This is a genomic window from Alkalihalobacillus sp. NPDC127517 (assembly GCF_050276055.1).
In the GTDB taxonomy this organism is placed as follows: Bacteria; Bacillota; Bacilli; order Bacillales; family Bacillaceae_D; genus Alkalicoccobacillus.
Window position 1 is genome coordinate 99,986 of sequence record NZ_JBNNQX010000005.1, and the last position, 22,723, is coordinate 122,708.

The window sequence follows — 22,723 nt, forward strand, 5'->3', positions numbered from 1 at the left end:
GGGGGCATTGGAATGAAAGGAATACGCAGAATCGTTCTAAGCATTGCAGTGCTGATTATACTCATTCCGTTAGCAGGTCTTGTGCTCACAACCTTTAAGACCATGTCGGACATGTATGATGCACCTTTAGGGTTACCGGAGAGCTGGGCTTTAACAAACTACATAACCATTATCCAAGAAAATGGTCTCCACTATTACTTTGCTAATAGTGTCATCGTTACCTCTTTTTCAGTAACCCTTACGCTTTTGTTTGGTAGTCTCACTGCCTATGCACTCGTCCGACTAAGACCATTATGGTCAAGAATTGGATTTAGTTTCTTTTTACTTGGTATGTTTGTTCCCGCTCAAGTGAACATGATTCCATTATATGATCTCATGTACAACACGGGCTTAACTAATTCATTAATCGGCTTAATTGTGGTAAATATTGCTTCTACCATGCCGATTGCCGTACTGATCTTAACTGGTTTTATGCGCACTGTTCAAAAGGAACTATTTGAAGCTGCGGCCATTGATGGCGCCTCCCACTTCTTAACGTATGTAAGGGTCGCTCTTCCTTTGTCCAAGCCTTCACTTGCCGCAACAGGAACCTTTTTAATGGTTATGAGCTGGAATGATTTATTCTATCCACTTTTATTTGTAACCAGAAACGAGTACAAAACGCTTCCACTAGCTCTTCTTGATTTCCAAGGGGAATATGCGACGAATTATCCTTTATTGTTCTCAGGGGTTGTTCTATCCTCCCTACCGATCGTTATTATGTACTTCCTGTTCCAGCGGTACTTTATTGAAGGAATGGCCGCCGGTGGTGTGAAGGGATAAGTAAAAGGAGGGGTCTGGTAATGACAAAAGAACAGATGATTTGGAATGCTGCATTGTATGATCACAGTCACTCATTTGTTTCGTCTTATGGTGAAGATCTAGTGACTTTACTTAGCCCCCAAAAAGATGAGGACCTCTTGGATTTAGGTTGCGGTACTGGAGATTTATCAAATCAAATCCATCAATTGGGTGCGTATGTTGTTGGTGTCGATAAGTCTTCATCTATGATTGAAAAGGCACGTTCAAAGTACCCATCCCTTCCTTTCGATGTGCAGGATGTCACTCAGTTGGATCACAACCATCGTTATGATGCAGTCTTCTCAAATGCTACTCTTCACTGGGTACAGCAACCTGAGTTGGCTCTGCAGAATCTATTCAAAAGTCTTAAACCAGGCGGGAGATTTGTTGCGGAATTCGGAGGAAAGAGTAATGTTCGTCAAATCACTGATGAAATGATGAAACAGCTTCAATTAGTTGGCATATCCAATGTTGAAGAACGCTTTCCATGGTATTACCCAAGTGTAGCGGAATACACAACCTTGATGGAGTGAGTGGGTTTCAGAGTCACACTTGCCATGCATTTTGATCGACCAACTCCTTTAAATGGAGAAGAAGGACTTAGAAATTGGATCAGCATGTTTGGCGGGAGCTTTTTCGCAGGACTCTCTGCACAAGAGATAGAAGATGTTCTCTCTAAAACGGAAGAATCGCTCAGACCTACCCTTTACAAAGACGGGCAATGGATTGCCGATTACAAACGCATTCGAGTAGTTGGTATAAAAGAATAAACAAAAAAATCCACCTTAAAGCAAGGTGGATTTCTTAGTGTATTGCTTAATATTGAGAAGATTGTCCGCCATCAATGGCAATGACTTGTCCATTCACGAACTCTGCTTCGCCTGATAATAAGAAGGAAACAACGCGTGCCACTTCTTCTGGCTTACCGAAGCGTTTTTTCGGATTCACACTTACGAAGTCAGCCATTGCTTGCTCCCAGTTGTCTCCACCGATTTGTTTGAATGATCCTTCTACCATCGCTGTCAGTATTACACCTGGTGCGATCGCATTGACACTAATTCCGTATTGTCCGTAATCAATTGCAGCTGTTTTCGTTAAGCCTGAAACTGCGTGCTTACTTGCAACGTATGCTGCTTGATTAAGAACCGCACGGATTCCTCCAACAGATGCTACGTTTAAGATCGAACCATACCCTTGTTCTTTCATAATTGGTAACACGTGTTTCATACCGTAGAATACACCGTTTATATTAATATCTGTTACTTTATTAAATACTTCACTATCATACTCGGCTACAGGTGCCTGTTTCCCTTCAATCCCTGCATTATTGTAGAATGCATCAATCTTTCCGAAGGTTTTCACTGTACCATCTACGTAGTTCTTAACTGCCTCTTCATCTGCCACATCAGCTGTGATAAGAAGTACTTCAGTACCTGGTGTTTCTTCAAGAATCTGTGCTTTAGCTGCTTCTAGTGATTTTTGGTTTAAATCAACTAGTGATAACTTAGCGCCCTCTTTAGCTAATAGTAATGCCGCTGAAAGACCTAATCCAGATCCAGCTCCTGTGATAATAACCACTTTACCTTCATAACGAGTACTCATTTTTCGCTTCATCTTCTTTCTTTTTTTATTCACACTAATTATGACTTTATACCCAACCGAAATCAAGAATCTTGCTTAGGTTTTATTTATATCGGACTATTTATTCAGATTCTTTACCTTTTTCATTATCTACTTCTACAAAGTATCCTTTATAGCTCATTACATTTCCTAGCAGACCATTACTTATCTTTACTTCAATGGTGAAAGCCTGTACCTGATCATCGAATCCTTCTAAGACCTCTACATTCCCTTTAAGAATAGATGGAATAGGAATTTCTACCTTTCCTAAAACCAACTTCTGAGATCCAGACACTATGCTCAAGTTACCTTCTGGCGTCACTGTAAACAGGAGATCTGAATAAAATAAGGACGGCTCTCCCAAATAATCCTTTACAATCTTTCTTGTTGAGTCGATTGTCATGAATGCATGAAAATGCCTCGTTACGTTTTGAAAATGAAACGTGCGCTCCCACTTTACTTCCTCCATCCCATCAGGCTTTCTATACGCATTATTCTTAATTTCAAAAGGAATCTGTTTGCCACTCTCCGGAAAGATGAATTTCCACTTTGTTAAGAGCAATAGAAATGGGTACATCCAACGTCTTCCACCCTGAATGTCAGTCATTGTTCCTTTTCCTTGAAACATTCCATCCCTTTGAAACGAATATCTTTCCTGAAGTTTTGGATGCAGTTTTTCAAACGAATCACCTAAAAGCATCTGATAAATGGACATTTACTTTTCCCTCCTGCGTCGACACGTTCTCGCGGTGGGAAGATCTTTAGATAGATAAAAGCCGACCACTGACAAGGTCATTAATGCCACATTAAATGTAACTGGATTAAACGGATCACCTAAGGATTGAGGGGCAACAATTATGGCTGATAGCAAGAGTAAAGGGAAAATGAACATATGGATAAAGAATAAATGCCTTTTATGTTTGTAAAATAGCCACATGGCAGCTAAGAGTATTTCAAGAAAACCAACTATACTTACAGCGAAACCGGCTGAATTCCCGCTAATGCCTAATGCTTTCTCAATCATCATGACCTCATCTGGATGCTTAAGAAGTATCTTTGGAACAAGTCCATGGTAAAGCCAAATAAAGCTAAATAATAGAACCATACTCATGCTTAAAAAGAAACGTCTAAACTGCCATTTCGGTAATTCATGCTTCTCAATAGAGCGCTTTAACACATCAAAGCTTAATGCCGTGGCCCAGCCAATCAACGGGCGGAAGCACCATCGATCAATCACCCTACCTAGAAATCCATACCTTACATCGTAATCATATTGAGTAAGAAATGTAGTTGTGGAAGATTGCTGTTCATACTTCCAATATCCTCTTCCCTCGCGAATTAAAGAGATCTTCTAGTCCGTCCCAAAACGTAAGGATGAGGTTCTTGATCCATCCTTTTTCAGTTCTCCTACACTTTCTCCCCAACCAGCTATACGTAGTCCAAGTCCAATGTTTGTCTTGTACAAAAAGGACTGTGGCTCACCTTCTTTTTTTGGTAAGTAGGAAATGGAAGAAAACCGCAGATCCCATTGCTGATGACGCTCCGGCTCTTGAGTGGCCTGCCAGACTTCTTCTAGAGGAGCCTCGATTGGCAGTTCAACATAGATCGGTTTAGCCTTCATTTGGAGTGAACTCCTTTTTGGTTTCATTGTACGTGAAACGGATTGGTTATGAAAGGAAACATCATTTCATTGCAAGTAATCGAATTTGCTGAATCCGATCATCATGATCATACACAAATTCCAGCCTTGTCTTTCGTTCTCGATCTACGTAAAAAATCCATCTCTCCATACAAGGCTCAAAATCATTTGCGAAATTGCCGCCGTAGAGATCTTTTGCTTTCTGTAAGTCATCACCGACCGCTACACCCCGGCTCGTTTCTTCTCCTTCTTTATATACATGTAATTCACTTATTTCATGGTCCCCATCCGTCGTTATCCATGCTTCATTAAATTCCATGAGATAGGTATCCTCATCCACATGATCTCTAAGCTGATAGGTTCCAAGCCCTTCCACGTGTTTATCAGAAAAAGTGTCAAACAATTGTAGTCCTAATAGTGTCTCACCCTCTAAGTCGGTTGTTTCTACAAAGTAATCATTCGTTGCGTAAACATACCAGCCAACAGGGACAAGAATAACTAATAGAGTTGGTAGAGCACATAATAAAGCAATGACTTTGGAACGTCTCCAAAGGATGATTCCAAGTAGTAATGGAATTGTTATAATGAACAGAATCAAAGCTAGAAATCCAATCATTTAGTAAGCACTCCTTTATCTACATAGTAAAACTAGGTATATAATTAAAAAAAGGGGTCTAAATCGAATGTAAGACCCCCATACGTACAGCCAACTGACTCATTGGATAAAATGCAATGGTGGCAATAATACATGCAAACAAAAATGATGGATTCAATAAAGGCGAAAACCACGCACTAAAGGTTTCCGTAAATAAAACCGACATCATTAGAAGATAATTTGGAAGTAAAGCGACGAACACATATTGACGGTTTTCACGATATTTTTTGAATCCAAAGGAGTACCCGTGCTTGAAATACATTAAGCCTTGTAAGCAGCAATAAGCCAACAAGATGATCCATTTCCATTGCACTAACTGTTCCCAGAATACATTCGTTAGATCTGTGAAACCAGTTGTGTAAAAAAGCGTGAGCAATGCTCCTACTACGAAAAGAGAATAGTTAATTGAAACCATAGATTTTAAAAAATGTGTGCTTGAGGATGCTTGATTATATGAATTAGCCACCTCTTTGGGGCTACCGAATTCTACTATTACCATTTCCTCTGCATGAAGTGGCGATTTTCCTGCCAGCATAAGCTCGTGCTGCTTCGATTCCATCACTGCCTTGCACTCAAGAATAATGTCTTCCCTATTTGGATGCCTATGAAGCTCCAATCGTAAGTCGTTAAGATAAGACTCGATGCTCATAATGGCTTCTCCAAAAATCGATTAACCATTTTCACAAAGGAATTCCATTCTTTTGTCTTTGAGGATAAAACAGACCTTCCCTCATCAGTAATCGCGTAATATTTGCGCGCAGGTCCCTTGTCTTGTTCCTTCCAGTAGGACTTAATACACGCCTTTTCTTCAAGCTTATGCAACGCAGGATAGAGCGTTCCTTCCTTTACATCAAGCGTCTCTTCACTTTGTTTTTTCATTTCTTTCACAAGCTGATATCCATACATATCTTCATGTTCTAAAAGCTGAAGAACAAGCAAAGACGTACTTCCTTTTAGCAATTCACGATTAAACATGTAATCACCTACCTAGAATTAATGGGTATATTAAGTGTAAACAATTGGAAAGCACAAAGCAAGCAAAATAAAAAAACATCCGGCTTCACGCCAGGATGTTCATTTCTTTCTCGATGCAATGACAACACCTACTACAATCGCTATGATCAAAACAAAGCCAAGTAAGCCACCAAGCAAAATCATCGTGTTTAACATAATAGACATAGTCCCTCTCCTTAGTGAGCTGTCTGACGAGTACGAATTTTGTTAGAAATGAAGTACGCCCCAATTGCAGCTGCTAATGAAAACCATAACGGAAGGCCCACCATTCCAAATTCAACAGTAGACGCTCCCCCTGATATCGTATGCGAAGGCGTGTCCATCCATGTCAAAGCCAATCCTGACACGATCTGAAAAACAACAAATAAAGTGCAGAAGCTCAGTACAAATACAATTAGTTTTTTCATAACGATCCCTCCTAAGCCCATTTACGAGATTGGATAAAAAAGGTTTCAAGAATGTATAATCTCATCCTACAACTCTGTCTGTCCTATTAGCTTTGATTGAATGATATACCGGTCAGGAGCACTCCCTAAAAATTCAAATGGATAACAAGTTGTAAGTGTCAACGTAGCCTCGTCCTTATCGACAATGACCGTCCGATCATCTTCATCCGTAATCCAAATCTCTGCAATTTCATATTCATACCGTTGTCCTTCGTATTCCAGGTACAGTACATCGCCCTCGTTAAGTGTTCCTAATTCGGAAAACACCGTATCGCGATGTCCACTTAATACCGTATGGCGTTTCTCATCGGGCGTCGTTGTCCATTGACTAACGTACATCCCAACTCCTTGTTTCAAAGTCGCATCATCTGCGCCCCAATACGTTTTATAAGACTTCTCAATTTTCGGGATGATCAGCCGTGACATTTCAGATCCCACATCAAATAACTCAATTTCATCACTCATGATAGGATCTGCCTGTGGCTCTTCTTCCGTTTCTATTACATCCTTTTCCTCAGAATCAGAAGTTACCTTTTTTGCCTCTTCTATCTGCTTTAATTCTTCCTGACTGACTGGTTCTGCTGCCTGTGTTCCATTTATCCATTGGAAACCAAAGTATCCTGTCATCGTTAACCCAATAATAATTAATGCACTGTACACAATTCTCAAGCGCTTCACCTCTACCCTTATCAATCGTTCTTGCAGGTACTTATATTTAGTATAGAGGCTTTTCCTACTTTTCTAAAGGATGAATTCCATTTATCTCTAAGTGCTTCATTTAGGGTTCAAATGATACAGGATAGTCCTCTTAAATGAATGATGTTGACTCTAGCATGAGTAACCCCTACGCTTTGGATAAAGTAAGCGCTTTATTAAAAAGGAGTTGATTGTTTGATCCAAGTTGCTGTTATTGGAACAGGTGCCATTAGCCCTGCTCATATTAAAGCCTATCAAGCGTTCCCTGACCTTTGTACCATTACTGCACTAAGTGACCTGGACCTACCTAAAGCACAAGAAAAGATAGAAGAGTACGGACTAATTGATTCCACTGTAAAAGATGTTGAAGCCATTTGTCTCGACCCTGAGATTAACCTTGTGTCGATCTGTACTCCCCCCTCCACTCATGCCCCTCTCGCTGTCAGATTAATGGAATCGGGGAAACATGTATTGATTGAAAAACCAATGGCTTCATCACTAGAAGAGTGTGATCGAATTCTGAGTGCATCAAAAAAATACAACCGAATCGTTTCTGTCATTGCTCAAAACCGTTTCCTCACACCCATGATGAAGGTCAAACAACTGTTAGCAGAAAAGAAAATTGGAAAAGTCCTTCACACTCAAGTAGATTCCTATTGGTGGCGCGGTCATTGCTATTATGACCTTTGGTGGCGTGGAACGTGGGCAAACGAAGGCGGAGGCTGTACGTTAAACCATGCAGTTCATCATATCGACCTTTTGCAATGGATGAATGGAATGCCCAAGGAAGTGACAGCCATCATGAGTAATACAGCCCATGATAACGCAGAAATCGAAGACCTCTCCGTGGCTCTGCTTACATACGAAGATGGTTCGATTGCACAAGTAACAAGCTCAGTTGTTCATCATGGAGAGGAGCAGCAGCTTGTGTTCCAAGGCGAGAAAGCTCGCATCTCCGTGCCTTGGCGTATCCACGCCTCCACTTCCGCGTCCAATGGTTTTCCGGTGAAAGATTTAAATACTGAACAAGAAATTACCACGTATTTCGATCAGCTACCAGAGCTAAAACACACTGCACATGTTGGACAGATTCATAACATGCTTACCGCGATTAAAGAGGAGGCTCCGGTATTAGTCGATGGTGATCAAGGAAGAAACACACTTGAACTAATTACTGCAATCTATAAGTCTGCCAGTGAGAAAAGGACTGTTACACTTCCCATTCAGCCAAGTGACTCTTTTTATACAAAAGAAAGTATCTTAGAAAATACAACCTATTTCTATGAAAAAACAAATACTGTCGACCGTTTTGATACAGAAGAAATTACAACAGGGCGGGAGTATGACGAAAATAAAGGGTAGGATCTGTGTGGTGTGGTTTGGTATGATGAAATAAATTCCAGTTAAAGGAGAATAAATTATGCCAAGCCCTACTCAACAGATCGCCAACTCTTTTGTCAATCAATTCTTTCCATCCTCTCAATTCGCTATACTAGCTGGCAGTGCTTCAAGAGGAGAGGAAACACCTACATCAGATGTAGATCTAGTCATATTTGATGAAAATCTTCTTCCTTACAGAGAGAGCTTTGCATATCAGGGAAAGCGCATCGAAGCCTTTATCCATAATCAAGATTCATATGTAGCAGAGTTTGATCGAGAGAAAGAGATTGGTCGCCCCATTTTAGGGAACATGATAAAAGAAGGTATTTTACTAAAAGAACATGAATCTTATTTTTCTATTTTAGAGGCAGCAAAAAAACATGTCTCAGCTGGCCCGATCCCACTAAACAAAGCGTACATTCAGGCCTCGAGATATTTTATAGGGGACCTGGTCGATGATTTTTGTGATGCGAAACATAAACAAGAAGCTCTTATCACATTGAATCAACTATCACTTGAATTACCCGATTTTATCTTGCGGTTAAACAGTCAATGGTCAGGTAGAGGCAAAGGTTTAACAAGAGCCTTATATGAGTATAACAAAGAGCTAGCTGATGCGTTTTTCAGTGCATTAGAAGCCTTTTATCATGACGAAAACAAAGAACCATTTTTTCAATTTGCCACCGAAATCTATAAACCTCTTGGCGGATTTCTATTTGAGGGCTTCTCAATGGGTAAAAATTCATAATATAAATAACTTATTGACAACCACTACGTATAAAACGTATAGTAAGTCTATTAACTGAATAATGTAATTATTTCTTATCCAGAGAGGTGGAGGGAATGGCCCTTTGAAACCTCGGCAACAGACTTAACTCAAGAACTGTGCCAATTCCTGTAGTTGCGATACTACAAAGATAAGAAGAGCAGTCGATTAATAGATACTCGAACCCCTCTTCTTATATCCGAAGAGGGGTTTTTTAGTAGAAAAAATAGAGAGAATTGGAGAGAGACAACCATGACAAACGCACCGTTCAAAGCAGATCACGTAGGAAGCTTATTACGCCCAGAAAGCATTCACAAAGCGAGAAAAGACTTTAAAGATGGTACCATCACAGCACAGGAACTATACGACATTGAAACAACTGAAATTAAGAGAGTAGTTGATAAACAAATAGAAGTGGGTCTTGAAGCCGTTACAGATGGAGAATTCAGACGCAGATTCTGGCACACCGATTTCCTAGAACACTTAACAGGTGTAGAGGGCTATGTTCCAGAACATGGGTATAAGTTTAAAGGAGAAGAAACGGAAGCGTACGATGTCCGTGCAACAGGGAAGATTTCGTTTAATCAAGATCATCCACATGTTAAAGAATTTATTGAGTTTAAAGAAATTGTTGGCGAACGCGCTGTAGCAAAGCAGACCATTCCAAGTCCAAATCAATTATTTAATGCAGGAATTCGTAACGTGGAGATCTATCCAAACCTTGATGATTTCACGAATGATGTTATTCAAACATACCGTGACGCGGTTCAAGCCTTTTATGATGCGGGCTGCCGTTACCTACAGCTAGATGATGTGTACATTGCTGGCTTAAACTCAGAGCACATTCCGTTTAATGACAGTGGTTTAAATCGCCAGGAGCTGATCGATCTAGCATTACACGTCATTAACAGCGTCTTAGAAGACAAGCCTGAAGATTTAGTGATCACAACACATCTGTGCCGTGGAAACTATCGTTCAAACTGGGCATTCGAAGGCAGCTACGCGAAGATTGCTCCAACCTTATTCGCGAAAGAAAAAGTAGACGGCTTCTTTTTAGAATATGATGATGATCGCTCAGGTGATTTTGAGCCATTAGACCACATTCCAAATGGCGGCCCACAAGTAGTGCTTGGCTTATTCACATCAAAGCATGGCCAGCTCGAAGACAAAGAAACGATCAAGGCACGCTTAGAAGAAGCTACACAATTTGTATCTGCTGATCAGATCTGCCTAAGCCCACAATGCGGTTTCGCTTCCACTCACCACGGAAACATTTTGACAGAAGAAGAGCAGTGGGAAAAATTAAAATATGTTGTAGACCTTTCTAAAGAGCTTTTAGGCTAGGAAGGCATTGAAGACACCTACCTTTTGTGGAGTTAGGTGTCTTCTTTTCTTGGAGGTGGTTTTGCCCAATCAAAGAACCACATGAATCCAACTACGACAAGTGAGTAAACGAGTGTCTTGCTGAGGATTTGATTAAGGTCGAAGCTTTCCCCACTCCACAATGGTCTGATCAAATTGTACGTTCCATAAATAAAAAATAGGATTAGGAACATTCTTAAATTACGGTTTTTGAGGAGTTTCACAGGTAGCACCACCTCCTTTATATGGAAATTAGGTTATATCGAATTTAACATACTGGAAATGAATTATAAACCTTTAAGTTCCTGGTTGAGCGGGGAAAGGTCTTGCTAATCTGTGGAGAGGGCTTGGTAATGATTTGCGGGGTCTTGCTAATGAGGGTTGGATCTTGGTAAGAAGTCTTCTTTCCTTGGTATCAGATCCCTGTTCTTGGTGGACCCCCTCTCTCCTCTTGATAAAATGGAAAAAGCTCTTGCTAACGAATCTGCGATCTTAATTAAACGTTTGTTTAGCTTGGTTTAGAGCCTGTTGTTCTTGGTAAAATGTCTCCGCAACCGAAAAAACGTCGGACCCTTTTGAGTTCGACGTTTCTTTGTTGATTCTGCTGTCTCTTTGTTAATTCCAGCTTCTATTCGTTGATTCAGCGGTCTCTTCATTGATTTCAGCTTCTCTATATTGATTCCGCTCTCTCTTTATAAATTCCGCAATACCTCTTCGTTGATTCCAGCAATCTCCCACTTCATTCCTTCACTCTCAACAGCCTTAATCCATTCGCTGTCACCAAAAGTGTCGCTCCAACATCAGCAAGGATCGCAATCCAAAGTGTGAGCCAGCCGGGCACAACGAGCATGAGCGCGAGTAACTTAATTCCAAGTGAGAAGGTAATGTTCTGCTTGATGATAGTGAGTGCGCGGCGGCTGAGCTTAACGGTATAAGGTAATTTTTTTAAGTCGTCGCCCATCAGTGCAATGTCTGCTGTTTCAAGCGCTGTGTCTGTTCCAGCACCGCCCATCGCAATCCCAACTGTTGATGCGGCGAGTGCCGGAGCATCGTTTACTCCATCACCGATCATTGCTACTTTTCCAAATTCTGCTTGAAGCTGCTTCACTTGGGTGAGCTTATCTTCAGGCATCAATTCAGCGCGTACGTGGGTGATTCCAATATCGTTTGCAATGGCATGAGCGGTTCCTTTATTATCTCCTGTCAGCATGATGGTTCTGTGGATTCCGTTTTCATGAAGTGCAGAGATCACACTGCGACTTGACTCTCGAACTTCGTCTGCTACGGCAATAAGTGCAAGGATCGTCTCTTCTGTCCCGACGACCATAACTGTTTTACCTTGCTCTTGTAATGGTTGAATTCGCTCCAAATGATCATCAATTCGGTCAGCAAATAAAGCGGGACTTCCTACATAATACGTAACTCCATTGACCAATCCTTTTAAGCCTTTACCCGTAATCGACGTAAAGTCAGTTACATTTAGATTCCGGTCAAGAACCTGTTCTTCCTCTGCTTTTCGAACAATGGCAGATGCGAGCGGATGCTGTGAATTTGATTCAAGCGCCGCCACGATAGCAAGAAGCTCACTCAGGTTCACATCACTTACTTCAATATAATCTGTGACAACAGGTACACCTTTTGTTAATGTGCCTGTTTTATCAAAGGCAATGGCTTTAAGCGCACCTATTTCTTCTAAATACACGCCACCTTTGATTAGGACGCCGTGCTTTGCTGCGTTCCCAATCGCAGTTACGATCGCAACGGGTGTCGAGATCACAAGAGCACATGGACACCCAACGACTAGGACGGCAAGACCTTGATAGATCCACGTCTGCCATTCTCCACCCATAAAAAGTGGTGGCAGAATAGCCACTAGGAATGCCACAAGAATAATGGCCGGTGTGTAGTATTTCGCAAATGTATCGACAAATGCTTGAGATGGTGCCCGCTCTGCCTGCGCATCTTCCACGAGCTGAATGACTTTAGAAAGGGTTGTGTCTTTTACCTGTTTCGTTACACGAACCTCAAGCAATCCTTCTTCGTTTAAGGTGCCTGCGAACACTTCATCCTCTACGTGCTTTTCAACAGGAATCGATTCTCCCGTAATGGCTGATTGGTTAACAGATGAATGACCTGATACGACCACTCCATCCATCGCAAGCTTTTGCCCAGGCTTTACAATCATGACATCGCCGATTTGTATGTCCTCTACGTTAACCTTCATCTCTTGACCATTTCGTTTGATCAGCGCTTCTTTTGGTGCAATATCCATTAATGAGCGAATAGATTGTCTGGCCCGGTCCATTGAAAAGCGCTCAAGTGCTTCGCTAATCGCAAATAAAATGACAACAATAGCTCCTTCTGTCCATTCGCCAATGATCGCGGCACCTATAACGGCAATGGTCATCAATGTTCGCATATCAAACTGAAGGCGCGTTAAGTTGAGTAAACCTTGCTTAAACAGCGTATATCCTCCGATCACCATCGAAGTGGCAAATGCAAGGACTGTTACCAGATTGTCTTCTCCATTTACTCCGTAAGATAAAAAGCCAAACATCAGAAACAAAAGTGAACCAATCACAGTCATGTGCTTCTGGATAAAGGAAGTAGGCTCTTGTTCCTCACTCGAACTAGGTGCTGTCCGTTCATGCTCAGGTCGAACCTTCAGCTTTTCAAAAGCCCCAGCCCGCTCAAGCTCTGCCACATTAGTTGAACCATAAACGGTAATCTTGGAGGCGCCGAAGTTAACCTTCGCATCCGCTACCCCATCAAGCTTCTTCACATTTTTCTCAAAGGTTCCGGCACATCCTGCACACGAGAACCCCTCTACCCGGTACACATTTGATTCTGTATGCTCACTCATCATTACACCTCCTGACTATGTTGAACAGCCATCATCACTAACTGACGAACATGCTCATCATCTAACGAGTAATAGACCATTTTTCCTTCCTTACGACTTTTGGCAATGCGTAAATTTCTTAAATGTCTTAAATGGTGTGAAGTAGATGCCGTGGTCATCCCGATTATATTGGCCACATCGCATACACAAAGCTCTTCTTCCTGAAGCAGCGCAAAGGCTATTTTAAGACGGGTAACATCCGATAATGCTTTAAATACATCAGCCACGGGCACAAAATCTACGTTTTGAACTAAACCTGTTACTCGTTGAACCTTTTCCTCTTCAAAGCAAACCACATCGCATGTATCTTGATTGTCTTTAACAGATGTCATTACTTACACCTCATTCAAATATTTATTTGATTATTATATTATTCTCATCTTAAGTAAATGTCAATCAATTAAACAAACGAACGTTTGAATGTTTCAAAAAAAAGAGCATTCACTTTTTTTGTGAAAGCTCCTTACGAATTATTTGCTACTTGGAAAGAGAGTATACGACCATGAATACAAAAAGTCAGCGACAAATACGATGCCCCAGATCGTCCCGACTGCAAACATCGCTTCGTTTTGGTACGGAGAATTCTCGTAGTTTTGATCTTCAAGCCATGATAAATCTGTGGCATAACCGATCATTTCGTCTAGCCCACTAGTCCCCCACGACCATAGCAAGAACTGCCCTGCAAAAAAGGCAATGAGGTGGATAGTAGAGGATATTCGATATTTCTTCGCTTTATATTTCGGGTCTTTTGACCGTTCAATTCTTTTGTAATCCTTGTCTGTCAATAACTCGACTCCACGAAGCTTGCCAATCTTGATTCTCATCCACCGATCCAAACGAATAAAGTCAAAAATGCCAAAGGTACAGGCATATAGAACAAACAACGTGATGATGATGAGAAAAGTTGAGATCTCCCCCGTCTGTTGGTAGACGTAGATTCCAAGCAAAGCTTCAAAAAGTAGAAGCAAGAGAAATGACCCAATAAATATATAACTGGTTCTACCCTGTATAAACCAATACCGAGTGACCCCAAACAAAAGCAAGGCAACAACGGATAACACTTCAGCAGCAATAAACAGTTCCCAGTAGTATTGTAATAGAAAGTTCATTTATTTAAACCACTGCGTCACTTTTCCCTGTCCGTTCTCCGTCTCCACCTTCGCATACGCACCATTTATGAGCGTAAGTTGTGGAGGCACGTGTCCACAGTCGATGTCATAAATGACAGGTACACCAAGTTCTTCGGCAAGATCCTGATACACATCCTCCGCTGTATACCCTTCTACCGGTGTATTGGCCGCGCTTCTTCCGAATAAGATACCTGAACACTCTTCAAACCAACCAGCCAACTTCATTTGAATGAGTGACCTCTTTAAATCAGTTGTTGTCATCTCACAATTTTCAAAAAACCATAAAATAGGTTCTTCCTCAATGAATCGTCTTCTAAATGTCGCAACATCCCCGTATGGCGTACCAGTAAGGTGATGGATCACATCAACGCATCCTCCAAGCAACCGGCCTTCGATCTCAACTCGCTCACCTGTTGTCGTTTTCCACTCCGTTTTTTCAGTTAAATGGAATACATGTGGGCTTGGGTTTTCAAAATCCCATTCCTTCTGATAGTTATCAGATGAATATTGAACAACTTCTCCACCCGATTCAGTAGAAAGGACCTTCTCCCACATCGCCGTTGTCGGGTCACACGCTTCTCCTCTAAGATCAACAAGATTTGTTCCATGTGCTGTTGCAATACCCGTTTGAAGTGTAACTGTAAGTAACAGCAAACTAACATCTGAGTAGCCTAGAATCCATTTCGTTTTCATCGATTCAAAGTCAAGATGCTCAAGAATTTCAATAAGAAGCTCTCCACCCCAAGGAGGAATGATGACTTCTACCTCATCATTTGTCATCATCTGATTTAATTCCTCAGCACGTGCTTGCGCAGGAGCAGCCTTTGCCTTGTGCTGCGTCCATGTTGTTTCACCAACTTGAAAAGAATACCCTTTCTCCTCAAGGCGTCTTACTGCTTCTTTTACAATATGATGCAGCTCAGGATCAACACCTGAGGAAGGAGCTGTCACCCCAATTGTTATCGCCTTTTTCATATGTGGGTATGTAATCATGTGATCTATCCTCTCATTTTTTTTCTTTTAAAACTTCACTTGAATTTAACAACTGCTTTTTATACTAGATTAGACTTAGACTCAGGAGGAACGCGATGGCTTCTAACAAGAAGAGAAAACAAACGAGTGCTTCAATTTATCAGGTTGTTTGGAAATGGCATTTTTACGCTGGAATTATTACCGCACCATTTTTATTTATTTTAGCATTTAGTGGAAGTATTTACTTGTTCAAACCACAAATTGAGTCCTTTTTATACCAAGATTTTTTTGTTGTTGATCACATAGCGGAAACCAGTAGTACCTTTTCTACTCAAAGAGATGTAGTGAGAGATACATATCCTAATGCGTCAATCACGTCCTTTGTTGTAAAAGATGATCCGAACTCTACCACCGAATTTTTTATGACTGAGAATGGAGAATCTACATCAGTATTTGTTAACCCTTATACTTCTTCCATTCAGGGGACATTAAAAGCAGACGATCGGCTCATGAATATTTTTAAGAAGATACATAGCGAGCTTTGGATTGCAGGTACAGTGGGAAATCGAATCGTTGAACTTGTAGCTTGTTGGGCTATTATCCTGCTGATTACAGGTCTATACATCTGGTGGCCTCGAAACCGTGCATCCATTTGGGGGACTTTTCTTCCGAGGTTACATAAAAAAGGACACCTCTTCTGGCGTGACCTCCATGCTGTGCCTGCTTTTTGGTTATCCATCTTTATCCTAATATTAATTGCTACAGGGTTGCCTTGGTCAGGCATCGTAGGATCTCAAATTCAGAAGATTTCAGGTGCACCTGCTTATTCTTATGATTGGCAGGAACGCCCTGAGTCAGTTACTCTTTCAAAGGATGGCGCCGATGGAATACCGTGGGCAAATGAGAATCTAGTGATGCCTCAATCAATGGCTAAAAGTGAATATCTTCCTCTATCAGTAGATGACGTTACACATATTGCTAACTTGGAAAACATGGCATATCCATATACATTATCTTTACCCGATGGTCCAATGGGCGTTTATACCATCTCACATGAAACAAACCGTCTTGATCTTTCTACGAAACATATTGATCAATACAGTGGAACTGTTCTTATAGGTAGAAGCTTTCAAGATTTTGATTTCTTCCCTAAGCTAGTCTCTGCCGGTATAGCACTGCATGAGGGACGATTATTCGGATGGCCAAATCAGTTGCTTGGTTTAATGACTTGTTTAGGGTTAATGGGTATTGTTGCTAGCTCCTTTGTTTTATGGAAGAAACGAAAACCAAACGGGAAACTAGGCGCACCTCCTGGATCTAAAGATAAAAAGGTGACAAAAGCTGTCTTCTTTATTATGCTTGGGTTTGGAATCCTTTTGCCCTTAGTCGGTATCTCCATTATTACTGTCTACGCACTAGATCGACTAATTTTCTCTAATCGAGCTTTATTTACTGTAAAGAAACCGAATAATAGAATTGAAAATTAATAAGAGTTCGCATAAATTATCACTGGAAATAGAAAAATGAACAAACTAGCCAACACTTAATCATTAATTCTATGACATAAGGATGAATTCATATGAAACGAAAAATATTAGGTATTTTATTCCTATCGACCTTTCTTTTAAGCGCTTGCAATACAAATGATCCAGATTTAGAATCCATTATTCCTGATATCATTGAAGTTCAAATTGACTTAGAAGAATCCAAGCCACCAAATGAGAAGATAAAAATCCCAGTAAATGTGACTCAAGGTGATGAACCTGTTGATGATGCTCGAGATGTAGTGATTGAAATTTGGAAGGACCAAGACCGCGAGAACGGGTTTTTAGAAGAAGCCAAGCATCAATCTGAGGGGTTGTATCAAATTGATTATACATTTGAGGAAGACGGTATATACCTCGTCCAAGCACACGTAACAGCTCGTGATATGCATTCTATGCCGACAAAGCCTATTTTTATCGGTGATGTTTCAGAAGACGAGATCAATGCCTTTAATGAATCCGGCGGTGCCGCATCTGAACAGCAGGGTGAGAGTAAGCATCATTGATTTTGGGCTGGGCCTTCCTCGTATGCCTGAGTGGAAGGCCCGGTTCTTGGTAAATGGGTTACCAAGAAAGCTTTGTGGTGCGGTATTCAATTCCTAAATGATTAAACCACTTATTTAGACCTCTATACTTTCTCATTTTTAAAAAATCTCACTTATAGCAAAAAAATCAAGGCACAGACTACTATCCTGTCTGTGCCTTACCCTGTCATCCATTCAAGAGCATGCGCTCTATTTTTTTGCCATAACATACACTCTATCTTCTTTCTCTGGTTCCGTGATCTCTTTCTCTAAATCTTCCATCGAATGGAACGACACATTACTCCAACCACATTTGAATAAAAGATCTGCGACATCATTCATGGCAAATACGGTATTTGTAATGGTTTCGTCATATCTAACGTAAAGATCTTCTTTTTTTGTGGGCAGATAGCCATAATAACGCGTCGATCCTTTGCGTTCTACAAAATCGAAATGATTTTTTGTAATATGCATTTGTCCTTTATATTCTTGAATTGTAGAACCACTTGCTTTGGATAATCCATGATACGTATTTAAATCAAAGATAAAAATTCCACCTTCTTGAGTAAACCTATACACATTCTTAAAACACTTGTTTAATTGTTCTCGATTATTCAAATGGTTTAGTGCATCGAATGTAGAGATGACAATTGGATACGTTTGATCTAAGTTCATAGAGGTAACGTCCATTTGCTCAAATATCGCATCTCCTGAATCGATATAAGCTTGGTTAATTTTTCTTGCATAATGCAGCATATCATTCGATAAATCTATCCCATGTACCTTAAACCCTCTTGAAAGGAAATAATGACCGAGTTTTCCAGTCCCACAACAAACATCTAGAATCTCTTTACTTTCTCTTCCTTTAAGAGCATCGTATAATAATTTAGCTGCAGTTTCAGAAAAATAGTTAAGATTCTGGTTATAATATGCTGCAAAAGCCATCCCGTACATAATATCCTCCTCCCTACATTATGATCTAGTCGATTCTTCTCTACCCCAATACTTATTTACAAGTGGAAATAGAACTGCCCAAATAACAAACGTTCCTATTGCCGAATTCACTACATCCATCCATTCAAGGTAACCTCTAAAAATGAAGCTAAATAGACCAGTTACTGCAGCAACAAATATAGTAGCGATCAGTGCGTTACGAATGACTTTCCCCATAAGAAACACTCCTTTTGTTAGGTTATGCTACTTTTTTACGGTTTGAAACAAAGGTTCCAACTGCAAGAAAAACAACTGTTACAATCATGACAATTCCTAGTTCCTGATAATAATCAAAAACATTCTCATTCTCTGTCCAAACTCCACGCATGGCAAGTAATGCGTAATAGACCGGATTTAAATACTCAACCATCGTCTTGAGCACATCTGGAAAGATTTCGGGAGGAAACGTTAAACCTCCTAAGAACATTTGATAATTAAAGGCGATCAAAGCGATAGACTGATAGGTTGTGCTTTTCTTGATGAATGAAAAGATTAATACAGCAATCGAATATTGATAAAGATTGATCACCGCTAGCACGATAATTACATTATGCAGATTATCATAAGCGATTGGCACATCCGTTGTTAGTACTGCTACACCAATCAGGATCAATATAGCGAAAAGCTGAAAGATAAGTGTTGATAAAAACAAACCGAATGAAATCGAGAATCGATTGAGACCTAACAATCGATATTTCACCAAATTTCCTTGTTCTTCATAAAGAGAGTAATACTGGCCATAAATAACAACGACTGCATTTATAATGATGATTGGGATAAAAGCTGGAATTAAATAATCAACTAACGTATTATCTGAACCAGCTATATCAAAATCCGAGAACACATTACTAAAAATAATGAACATGAGTACAGGCATTAAGAAACCAATGATTGTGCTCTTATAATTTCTCAACAACAATTTTGTTTGGAATGTCGTATAAATAAAAAACTTATTCACGGTTTATCTCTCCGTTCTCATTGATGCTGTATCCGAGCGTTTTTAGAAAAGCATCCTCAAATGAATAATTTTTTACGTTAATATCAGAACCATGGCACTTTACAACTTTTTCAAACATTTCACTTTCATATTTTGGATCAAATTCAATCTCATACTTCCCGTGTTCATTTTTTGTAGCTTGCAATTCATTAATAACAGCTGATTTATCTGCAGTTTCTGGCAAAGAAAAGGAAATTTGTTTCTTATTACTAAAAGATTTGTCTATAATCTCTTTTACACTTCCGTTTAAAATTTTCTCACCTTTTTCGATGATTAAAACCTCTTGAGCCAAATATTCAATTTCATCCAAAAAATGACTTGTCAAAATGATAGTTGTACCGTACTCTTTGTTGATCCTTTTGATGATATTCCAAATTTTCCTTCTCGCTAAAATATCTAAACCCGTTGTAATCTCATCAAAGATAATAATCTTTGGTTGATTAATTAACGTAAGCAGTATAGAAAGTTTTTGCTTTTCTCCACCAGAAAGATTATTAATAAGACTTTTTTTAAAATCTAATAAACCAAACTCCTCTAGCAATTCTTCTAAATTAACATCACTTCCATACATCTTCTTATAGAATTGACAGATCTCATATACTCTTGCATCATCTTCAAAAACAGAAGATTGCATTTGCAAGCTGACATTCCCATATAGATCTTTCTTAGAGAAGGCATAAGATATATTACCTGTGCAATCAGTTAGCTCCATGATACATTTAATTAAAGTTGTTTTACCTGCCCCATTATGACCAAGTACTGCGAAAATAATCCCTTCTTCTACATCAAATGTAATGTTCTTTAATACCTCGCGATCTCCATATTTCTTTGAAACTCCTTCAAGAGATAACATGGCAACCTCCTTCATCATTCTCTATATTATTTAAAACAGTTGTCACAGTATTGTGTCTTGTAAACAGTTTTAGCATAGATTGATAGATCAGGAACGTTCAAATCATAGTATTTTCTAATTGGCAGGCCAACATCTTCTGTTAAAAAGGTGTGCAATTGATTGAAGGAAAAATAAATGGTATTGATTAAAAAACTAGTAATAAAATTGCGATAAAAAAGGGGGGACGTACACTTATTTTTGGTCAATCCATCTGTTTTTTGATAACAATGTAAACAAACGGTTACACCAGGTATGAGAAGAGGTCCAATTCTTAAGTGATCATAAGAATAAACCAAACATTTAGCTCTTAGATTTATCTTTGGAATATTTGACAAGGACGACTCATTAATGATTATTAGATCTTGTTCACTTAAAAGTGTTAAGTCTTCAACGGTAACTTCCCTGCTCTGAATTCCCTCACATTGTAGCTCTTCACTTAATCCATCGTTATCTTCTAATAGATATACCTCGTTTTGCGATATTGCTTCTCTATACTTTTCTAGAACGTTTATTGAAATGCCAGAATTCAGTGCCCTTATCAAAATACCTCTTACATTTGCTTCACGTCTACAGGCTATTTCATCATCTATCAAAAAGTGAGATTGAATGCTCTTACTGATTGATATAACATATCTCTCTTCTCCATCATAGTCAGCACCTTGTCCTGTCTTTACTCTAAATCCTAAATATAATTTCTTTAGAACGACATCTGGATCGCAGTCAGCTGGAATATTTATGGACAGCTGTTTCTTGTTAAAAAGATTAGTTATGAACAATTCATCTTCAATTAATTCAGCTTTATATTTGGACTTCAGTACCATAAGCATTTTATTCACCCCACAACGATTACGTAAAGCAAATCATATTCATCACCAATCCTACTCTTAAAGGCTAGCTCGTTATAACCTCCGAGACAAACAGAATGGTATCCGTTTTCATGACTATAAAGCATAATATTTTGTCCAATATGCCCCATCTCCAAGCATGTTAGACGATAAGAAGCTTCACCGTACCTTTCATCAATCAGTTGATAATCACTAGCTAAAAATAACTTAACTGGAAAACCAACCAAACTTTTATCGCTCATTATTTCATCAGAGCCATTGTTTAGATCATCTGTATACTCTTCTAGGTTATGCTCATATGGATTGTACCGATAAATAAATTTGTGACCTTTGATTTTAATAAAAATGGAGGTTGGGTAGGTCGCCCCTGGTGAAGGATAGCTAAATAAACCTTTTTCCTTGTTTGTTACACCTGCACAATATAAAAGCAGTTTTGAAAGAAACTCTATCGTAATAGGTTTTCCACTTACTTTTCTTTTACTTCTGCGTGAGACGAGTAATTGCTCAAATTCAGTCTTTGGGTTAGAAATATGAAGATGTTTAGACTCCTTAGGAAGCCATTTTTTTTGACCTTTAATTGGCTTAATGAGTGTTGAATGAAAATGTTCATTCACTTGTGAATTGAGATGGTAGATCTTTCTTAATTTGCTTCTCTCACCTGTTAAATTCCACAAATTATTGTTTTCAAACATTTTTCTGATTTCCTTCCAAAAATTTAAAAATAAGTTGAGCAATAGCGTACTCAATGTCAGGAGTCACACCTATGCGATTATTTGTCATATGAACATGAGAAATAAGCAATTCATATTCATTGATGATCTCATTCTGCTGAAGGCTAGAGAAGTAGGGTTGATACACGTTAGCAATGTTCATACGTGAATTAACCAGCTGCTCCAATCTTTTTTTAAAATAGCTTTCTCCAGAAAAATAAATACCGTCCCTTTTGTATTCGACCCATAAACTTGCATAGTTAGAATAAGCTGAAGGATCAAAACCTCCAAGTTGAAACGAGTAGTACATTAGATCTAATGAAACAATCATTCGCTTAGATCTCTCTAAATGATTTAAACGATTAGCCAAGACGCTACTTTCGCAAAATACAGACTCTGATTTTTCGATTAAGTGTTTTCCACCATATCGTTCATATTCTGGTTTATAATCCATCTCAGAAACAAACCCATGAGTACCCCAGTACACTTCCGATATCCCTTCTTTTTCCATCATTGTTTTATCATAAAAATGATTATAATCAATTAGGTTCACCACATTCTCTTTTAAGAATAAGGTTATTGATTGCTGAAAGCGCTGCTTAATTTTAGTGTAATCTTCTTCCTTACATTTAAATCTTAACCTCACATGTGGCCCACCTAGCCAATATCTGATGAAGAAATATTTCTCCATATCTGGTTGGATAACTGTTTGAAACTCTTTTTTCATGTACTGATCAAGAGCGGCATAATCATGAATATAACCGTGCAACGAAAACCACATCATATTCCCTCCCTC

28 protein-coding genes and 1 riboswitch are annotated in these 22,723 nt (G+C 39.4%); of the genes, 8 read left to right on the plus strand and 20 right to left on the minus strand.

Annotated features, from left to right (window positions below; translation table 11 throughout):
* Positions 1-12 precede the first annotated feature (12 nt).
* From ACQKKO_RS07905 to ACQKKO_RS07915, 3 genes are read left to right on the plus strand one after another with little or no spacing between them, the layout of a single operon-like run.
* The gene (locus tag ACQKKO_RS07905) at positions 13-822 is read left to right on the plus strand and encodes a carbohydrate ABC transporter permease (protein ID WP_498645972.1); all 810 of its coding nucleotides are present in this window, start codon (positions 13-15) and stop codon (positions 820-822) included.
* Positions 823-842: 20 nt separating this feature from the next.
* Positions 843-1,373, plus strand: a complete 531-nt coding sequence (locus tag ACQKKO_RS07910) for a class I SAM-dependent methyltransferase (protein WP_498645974.1) — start codon at positions 843-845, stop codon at positions 1,371-1,373.
* Positions 1,374-1,610, plus strand: a complete 237-nt coding sequence (locus ACQKKO_RS07915) for a hypothetical protein (protein WP_498645976.1) — start codon at positions 1,374-1,376, stop codon at positions 1,608-1,610.
* A gap of 46 nt (positions 1,611-1,656) precedes the next feature.
* Here ACQKKO_RS07915 and ACQKKO_RS07920 read toward each other — a convergent pair whose 3' ends face one another.
* The 9 genes from ACQKKO_RS07920 to srtD all read right to left on the minus strand — a co-directional run bounded on the left by ACQKKO_RS07920 (position 1,657) and on the right by srtD (position 6,892).
* Complete coding sequence (locus ACQKKO_RS07920; protein WP_479824983.1) at positions 1,657-2,442, minus strand: glucose 1-dehydrogenase; 786 nt, start codon at positions 2,440-2,442, stop codon at positions 1,657-1,659.
* Between the two features lie 100 nt (positions 2,443-2,542).
* On the minus strand, positions 2,543-3,175 hold the full coding sequence (locus ACQKKO_RS07925) for a DUF4166 domain-containing protein (protein WP_498645979.1): 633 nt from the start codon (positions 3,173-3,175) through the stop codon (positions 2,543-2,545).
* On the minus strand, positions 3,176-3,697 hold the full coding sequence (locus ACQKKO_RS07930) for a DoxX-like family protein (protein WP_498645981.1): 522 nt from the start codon (positions 3,695-3,697) through the stop codon (positions 3,176-3,178). It lies immediately after the preceding gene.
* A gap of 114 nt (positions 3,698-3,811) precedes the next feature.
* On the minus strand, positions 3,812-4,081 hold the full coding sequence (locus ACQKKO_RS07935) for a hypothetical protein (RefSeq protein WP_498645983.1): 270 nt from the start codon (positions 4,079-4,081) through the stop codon (positions 3,812-3,814).
* 61 nt (positions 4,082-4,142) lie between these two features.
* Positions 4,143-4,715: a hypothetical protein gene (locus tag ACQKKO_RS07940; protein WP_479824977.1), complete on the minus strand. Its 573-nt coding sequence runs from the start codon at positions 4,713-4,715 to the stop codon at positions 4,143-4,145.
* A gap of 58 nt (positions 4,716-4,773) precedes the next feature.
* Positions 4,774-5,403 carry a hypothetical protein gene (locus ACQKKO_RS07945; protein WP_479824975.1) on the minus strand — a complete coding sequence of 210 codons (630 nt, stop codon included), beginning with the start codon at positions 5,401-5,403 and terminating at the stop codon, positions 4,774-4,776.
* The gene (locus ACQKKO_RS07950) at positions 5,400-5,729 is read right to left on the minus strand and encodes a PadR family transcriptional regulator (protein ID WP_479824973.1); all 330 of its coding nucleotides are present in this window, start codon (positions 5,727-5,729) and stop codon (positions 5,400-5,402) included. The genes ACQKKO_RS07945 and ACQKKO_RS07950 overlap by 4 nt, the downstream gene beginning before the upstream one ends.
* Before the next feature lie 215 nt (positions 5,730-5,944).
* Entirely contained in the window at positions 5,945-6,175 is a 231-nt protein-coding gene (locus tag ACQKKO_RS07955) for a hypothetical protein (RefSeq protein WP_498645985.1), read from the minus strand.
* Positions 6,176-6,241: 66 nt separating this feature from the next.
* Positions 6,242-6,892: a class D sortase, LPxTATN-specific gene (srtD, locus tag ACQKKO_RS07960; protein ID WP_498645986.1), complete on the minus strand. Its 651-nt coding sequence runs from the start codon at positions 6,890-6,892 to the stop codon at positions 6,242-6,244.
* A gap of 213 nt (positions 6,893-7,105) precedes the next feature.
* Between srtD and ACQKKO_RS07965 the strand changes: the two genes are divergently transcribed.
* The 3 genes from ACQKKO_RS07965 to ACQKKO_RS07975 all read left to right on the plus strand — a co-directional run bounded on the left by ACQKKO_RS07965 (position 7,106) and on the right by ACQKKO_RS07975 (position 10,400).
* Entirely contained in the window at positions 7,106-8,272 is a 1,167-nt protein-coding gene (locus ACQKKO_RS07965; protein ID WP_498645988.1) for a Gfo/Idh/MocA family protein, read from the plus strand.
* Positions 8,273-8,330: 58 nt separating this feature from the next.
* Complete coding sequence (locus ACQKKO_RS07970; RefSeq protein WP_498645989.1) at positions 8,331-9,038, plus strand: nucleotidyltransferase domain-containing protein; 708 nt, start codon at positions 8,331-8,333, stop codon at positions 9,036-9,038.
* Between the two features lie 71 nt (positions 9,039-9,109).
* Positions 9,110-9,214: riboswitch (SAM riboswitch) on the plus strand.
* Between the two features lie 94 nt (positions 9,215-9,308).
* Positions 9,309-10,400 carry a 5-methyltetrahydropteroyltriglutamate--homocysteine S-methyltransferase gene (locus ACQKKO_RS07975; RefSeq protein WP_498645991.1) on the plus strand — a complete coding sequence of 364 codons (1,092 nt, stop codon included), beginning with the start codon at positions 9,309-9,311 and terminating at the stop codon, positions 10,398-10,400.
* 757 nt (positions 10,401-11,157) lie between these two features.
* Here the strand turns inward: ACQKKO_RS07975 and ACQKKO_RS07980 are convergent.
* From ACQKKO_RS07980 to ACQKKO_RS07995, 4 genes are all read right to left on the minus strand, one after another.
* Positions 11,158-13,281 carry a heavy metal translocating P-type ATPase gene (locus tag ACQKKO_RS07980; protein WP_498645993.1) on the minus strand — a complete coding sequence of 708 codons (2,124 nt, stop codon included), beginning with the start codon at positions 13,279-13,281 and terminating at the stop codon, positions 11,158-11,160.
* Between the two features lie 2 nt (positions 13,282-13,283).
* On the minus strand, positions 13,284-13,652 hold the full coding sequence (locus ACQKKO_RS07985; RefSeq protein ID WP_498645994.1) for an ArsR/SmtB family transcription factor: 369 nt from the start codon (positions 13,650-13,652) through the stop codon (positions 13,284-13,286).
* 138 nt (positions 13,653-13,790) lie between these two features.
* On the minus strand, positions 13,791-14,429 hold the full coding sequence (locus tag ACQKKO_RS07990; RefSeq protein WP_498645996.1) for a hypothetical protein: 639 nt from the start codon (positions 14,427-14,429) through the stop codon (positions 13,791-13,793).
* On the minus strand, positions 14,430-15,443 hold the full coding sequence (locus ACQKKO_RS07995) for a S66 family peptidase (RefSeq protein ID WP_498645997.1): 1,014 nt from the start codon (positions 15,441-15,443) through the stop codon (positions 14,430-14,432). It abuts the gene before it with no gap.
* A 95-nt stretch (positions 15,444-15,538) separates the two neighbouring features.
* Here ACQKKO_RS07995 and ACQKKO_RS08000 point away from each other — a divergent pair, with 95 nt between their 5' ends.
* Both ACQKKO_RS08000 and ACQKKO_RS08005 read left to right on the plus strand, forming a co-directional pair.
* Positions 15,539-16,909: a PepSY-associated TM helix domain-containing protein gene (locus ACQKKO_RS08000; protein ID WP_498645999.1), complete on the plus strand. Its 1,371-nt coding sequence runs from the start codon at positions 15,539-15,541 to the stop codon at positions 16,907-16,909.
* Between the two features lie 92 nt (positions 16,910-17,001).
* Positions 17,002-17,472 carry a FixH family protein gene (locus ACQKKO_RS08005; RefSeq protein WP_498646000.1) on the plus strand — a complete coding sequence of 157 codons (471 nt, stop codon included), beginning with the start codon at positions 17,002-17,004 and terminating at the stop codon, positions 17,470-17,472.
* A gap of 228 nt (positions 17,473-17,700) precedes the next feature.
* On the opposite strand, the gene ACQKKO_RS08010 is transcribed toward ACQKKO_RS08005, so the two are convergent.
* Genes ACQKKO_RS08010 through ACQKKO_RS08040 form a run of 7 tightly spaced genes read right to left on the minus strand, consistent with a single transcriptional unit; the run spans position 17,701 to position 22,708 of the window.
* Positions 17,701-18,444 carry a class I SAM-dependent DNA methyltransferase gene (locus ACQKKO_RS08010; RefSeq protein WP_498646001.1) on the minus strand — a complete coding sequence of 248 codons (744 nt, stop codon included), beginning with the start codon at positions 18,442-18,444 and terminating at the stop codon, positions 17,701-17,703.
* Positions 18,445-18,462: 18 nt separating this feature from the next.
* Positions 18,463-18,660, minus strand: a complete 198-nt coding sequence (locus ACQKKO_RS08015) for a hypothetical protein (protein WP_498646003.1) — start codon at positions 18,658-18,660, stop codon at positions 18,463-18,465.
* A 22-nt stretch (positions 18,661-18,682) separates the two neighbouring features.
* Positions 18,683-19,441, minus strand: coding sequence for an ABC transporter permease (locus ACQKKO_RS08020; RefSeq protein ID WP_498646004.1), 759 nt, complete (start codon positions 19,439-19,441; stop codon positions 18,683-18,685).
* Entirely contained in the window at positions 19,434-20,333 is a 900-nt protein-coding gene (locus ACQKKO_RS08025) for an ABC transporter ATP-binding protein (RefSeq protein WP_498646006.1), read from the minus strand. Before ACQKKO_RS08025 ends, ACQKKO_RS08020 begins: the two co-directional genes overlap by 8 nt.
* Positions 20,334-20,359: 26 nt before the next feature.
* Entirely contained in the window at positions 20,360-21,199 is an 840-nt protein-coding gene (locus ACQKKO_RS08030) for a hypothetical protein (protein ID WP_498646010.1), read from the minus strand.
* A gap of 5 nt (positions 21,200-21,204) precedes the next feature.
* On the minus strand, positions 21,205-21,909 hold the full coding sequence (locus tag ACQKKO_RS08035) for a SagB/ThcOx family dehydrogenase (RefSeq protein ID WP_498646013.1): 705 nt from the start codon (positions 21,907-21,909) through the stop codon (positions 21,205-21,207).
* Positions 21,902-22,708, minus strand: coding sequence for a lantibiotic dehydratase C-terminal domain-containing protein (locus ACQKKO_RS08040; protein ID WP_498646014.1), 807 nt, complete (start codon positions 22,706-22,708; stop codon positions 21,902-21,904). The genes ACQKKO_RS08035 and ACQKKO_RS08040 overlap by 8 nt, the downstream gene beginning before the upstream one ends.
* Positions 22,709-22,723 lie beyond the last annotated feature (15 nt).

Coding starts and splice junctions, on each gene's coding strand:
- ACQKKO_RS07905 (WP_498645972.1), top strand. CDS start 13: ATGAAAGGAATACGCAGAATCGTTCTAAGCATTGCAGTGCTGATTATA.
- ACQKKO_RS07910 (WP_498645974.1), top strand. CDS start 843: ATGACAAAAGAACAGATGATTTGGAATGCTGCATTGTATGATCACAGT.
- ACQKKO_RS07920 (WP_479824983.1), bottom strand. CDS start 2,442: ATGAGTACTCGTTATGAAGGTAAAGTGGTTATTATCACAGGAGCTGGA.
- ACQKKO_RS07925 (WP_498645979.1), bottom strand. CDS start 3,175: ATGTCCATTTATCAGATGCTTTTAGGTGATTCGTTTGAAAAACTGCAT.
- ACQKKO_RS07935 (WP_498645983.1), bottom strand. CDS start 4,081: ATGAAGGCTAAACCGATCTATGTTGAACTGCCAATCGAGGCTCCTCTA.
- ACQKKO_RS07940 (WP_479824977.1), bottom strand. CDS start 4,715: ATGATTGGATTTCTAGCTTTGATTCTGTTCATTATAACAATTCCATTA.
- ACQKKO_RS07945 (WP_479824975.1), bottom strand. CDS start 5,403: ATGAGCATCGAGTCTTATCTTAACGACTTACGATTGGAGCTTCATAGG.
- ACQKKO_RS07950 (WP_479824973.1), bottom strand. CDS start 5,729: ATGTTTAATCGTGAATTGCTAAAAGGAAGTACGTCTTTGCTTGTTCTT.
- ACQKKO_RS07955 (WP_498645985.1), bottom strand. CDS start 6,175: ATGAAAAAACTAATTGTATTTGTACTGAGCTTCTGCACTTTATTTGTT.
- ACQKKO_RS07970 (WP_498645989.1), top strand. CDS start 8,331: ATGCCAAGCCCTACTCAACAGATCGCCAACTCTTTTGTCAATCAATTC.
- ACQKKO_RS07975 (WP_498645991.1), top strand. CDS start 9,309: ATGACAAACGCACCGTTCAAAGCAGATCACGTAGGAAGCTTATTACGC.
- ACQKKO_RS07980 (WP_498645993.1), bottom strand. CDS start 13,281: ATGAGTGAGCATACAGAATCAAATGTGTACCGGGTAGAGGGGTTCTCG.
- ACQKKO_RS07985 (WP_498645994.1), bottom strand. CDS start 13,652: ATGACATCTGTTAAAGACAATCAAGATACATGCGATGTGGTTTGCTTT.
- ACQKKO_RS07990 (WP_498645996.1), bottom strand. CDS start 14,429: ATGAACTTTCTATTACAATACTACTGGGAACTGTTTATTGCTGCTGAA.
- ACQKKO_RS07995 (WP_498645997.1), bottom strand. CDS start 15,443: ATGATTACATACCCACATATGAAAAAGGCGATAACAATTGGGGTGACA.
- ACQKKO_RS08000 (WP_498645999.1), top strand. CDS start 15,539: ATGGCTTCTAACAAGAAGAGAAAACAAACGAGTGCTTCAATTTATCAG.
- ACQKKO_RS08005 (WP_498646000.1), top strand. CDS start 17,002: ATGAAACGAAAAATATTAGGTATTTTATTCCTATCGACCTTTCTTTTA.
- ACQKKO_RS08010 (WP_498646001.1), bottom strand. CDS start 18,444: ATGTACGGGATGGCTTTTGCAGCATATTATAACCAGAATCTTAACTAT.
- ACQKKO_RS08015 (WP_498646003.1), bottom strand. CDS start 18,660: ATGGGGAAAGTCATTCGTAACGCACTGATCGCTACTATATTTGTTGCT.
- ACQKKO_RS08025 (WP_498646006.1), bottom strand. CDS start 20,333: ATGTTATCTCTTGAAGGAGTTTCAAAGAAATATGGAGATCGCGAGGTA.
- ACQKKO_RS08030 (WP_498646010.1), bottom strand. CDS start 21,199: ATGCTTATGGTACTGAAGTCCAAATATAAAGCTGAATTAATTGAAGAT.
- ACQKKO_RS08035 (WP_498646013.1), bottom strand. CDS start 21,909: ATGTTTGAAAACAATAATTTGTGGAATTTAACAGGTGAGAGAAGCAAA.
- ACQKKO_RS08040 (WP_498646014.1), bottom strand. CDS start 22,708: ATGTGGTTTTCGTTGCACGGTTATATTCATGATTATGCCGCTCTTGAT.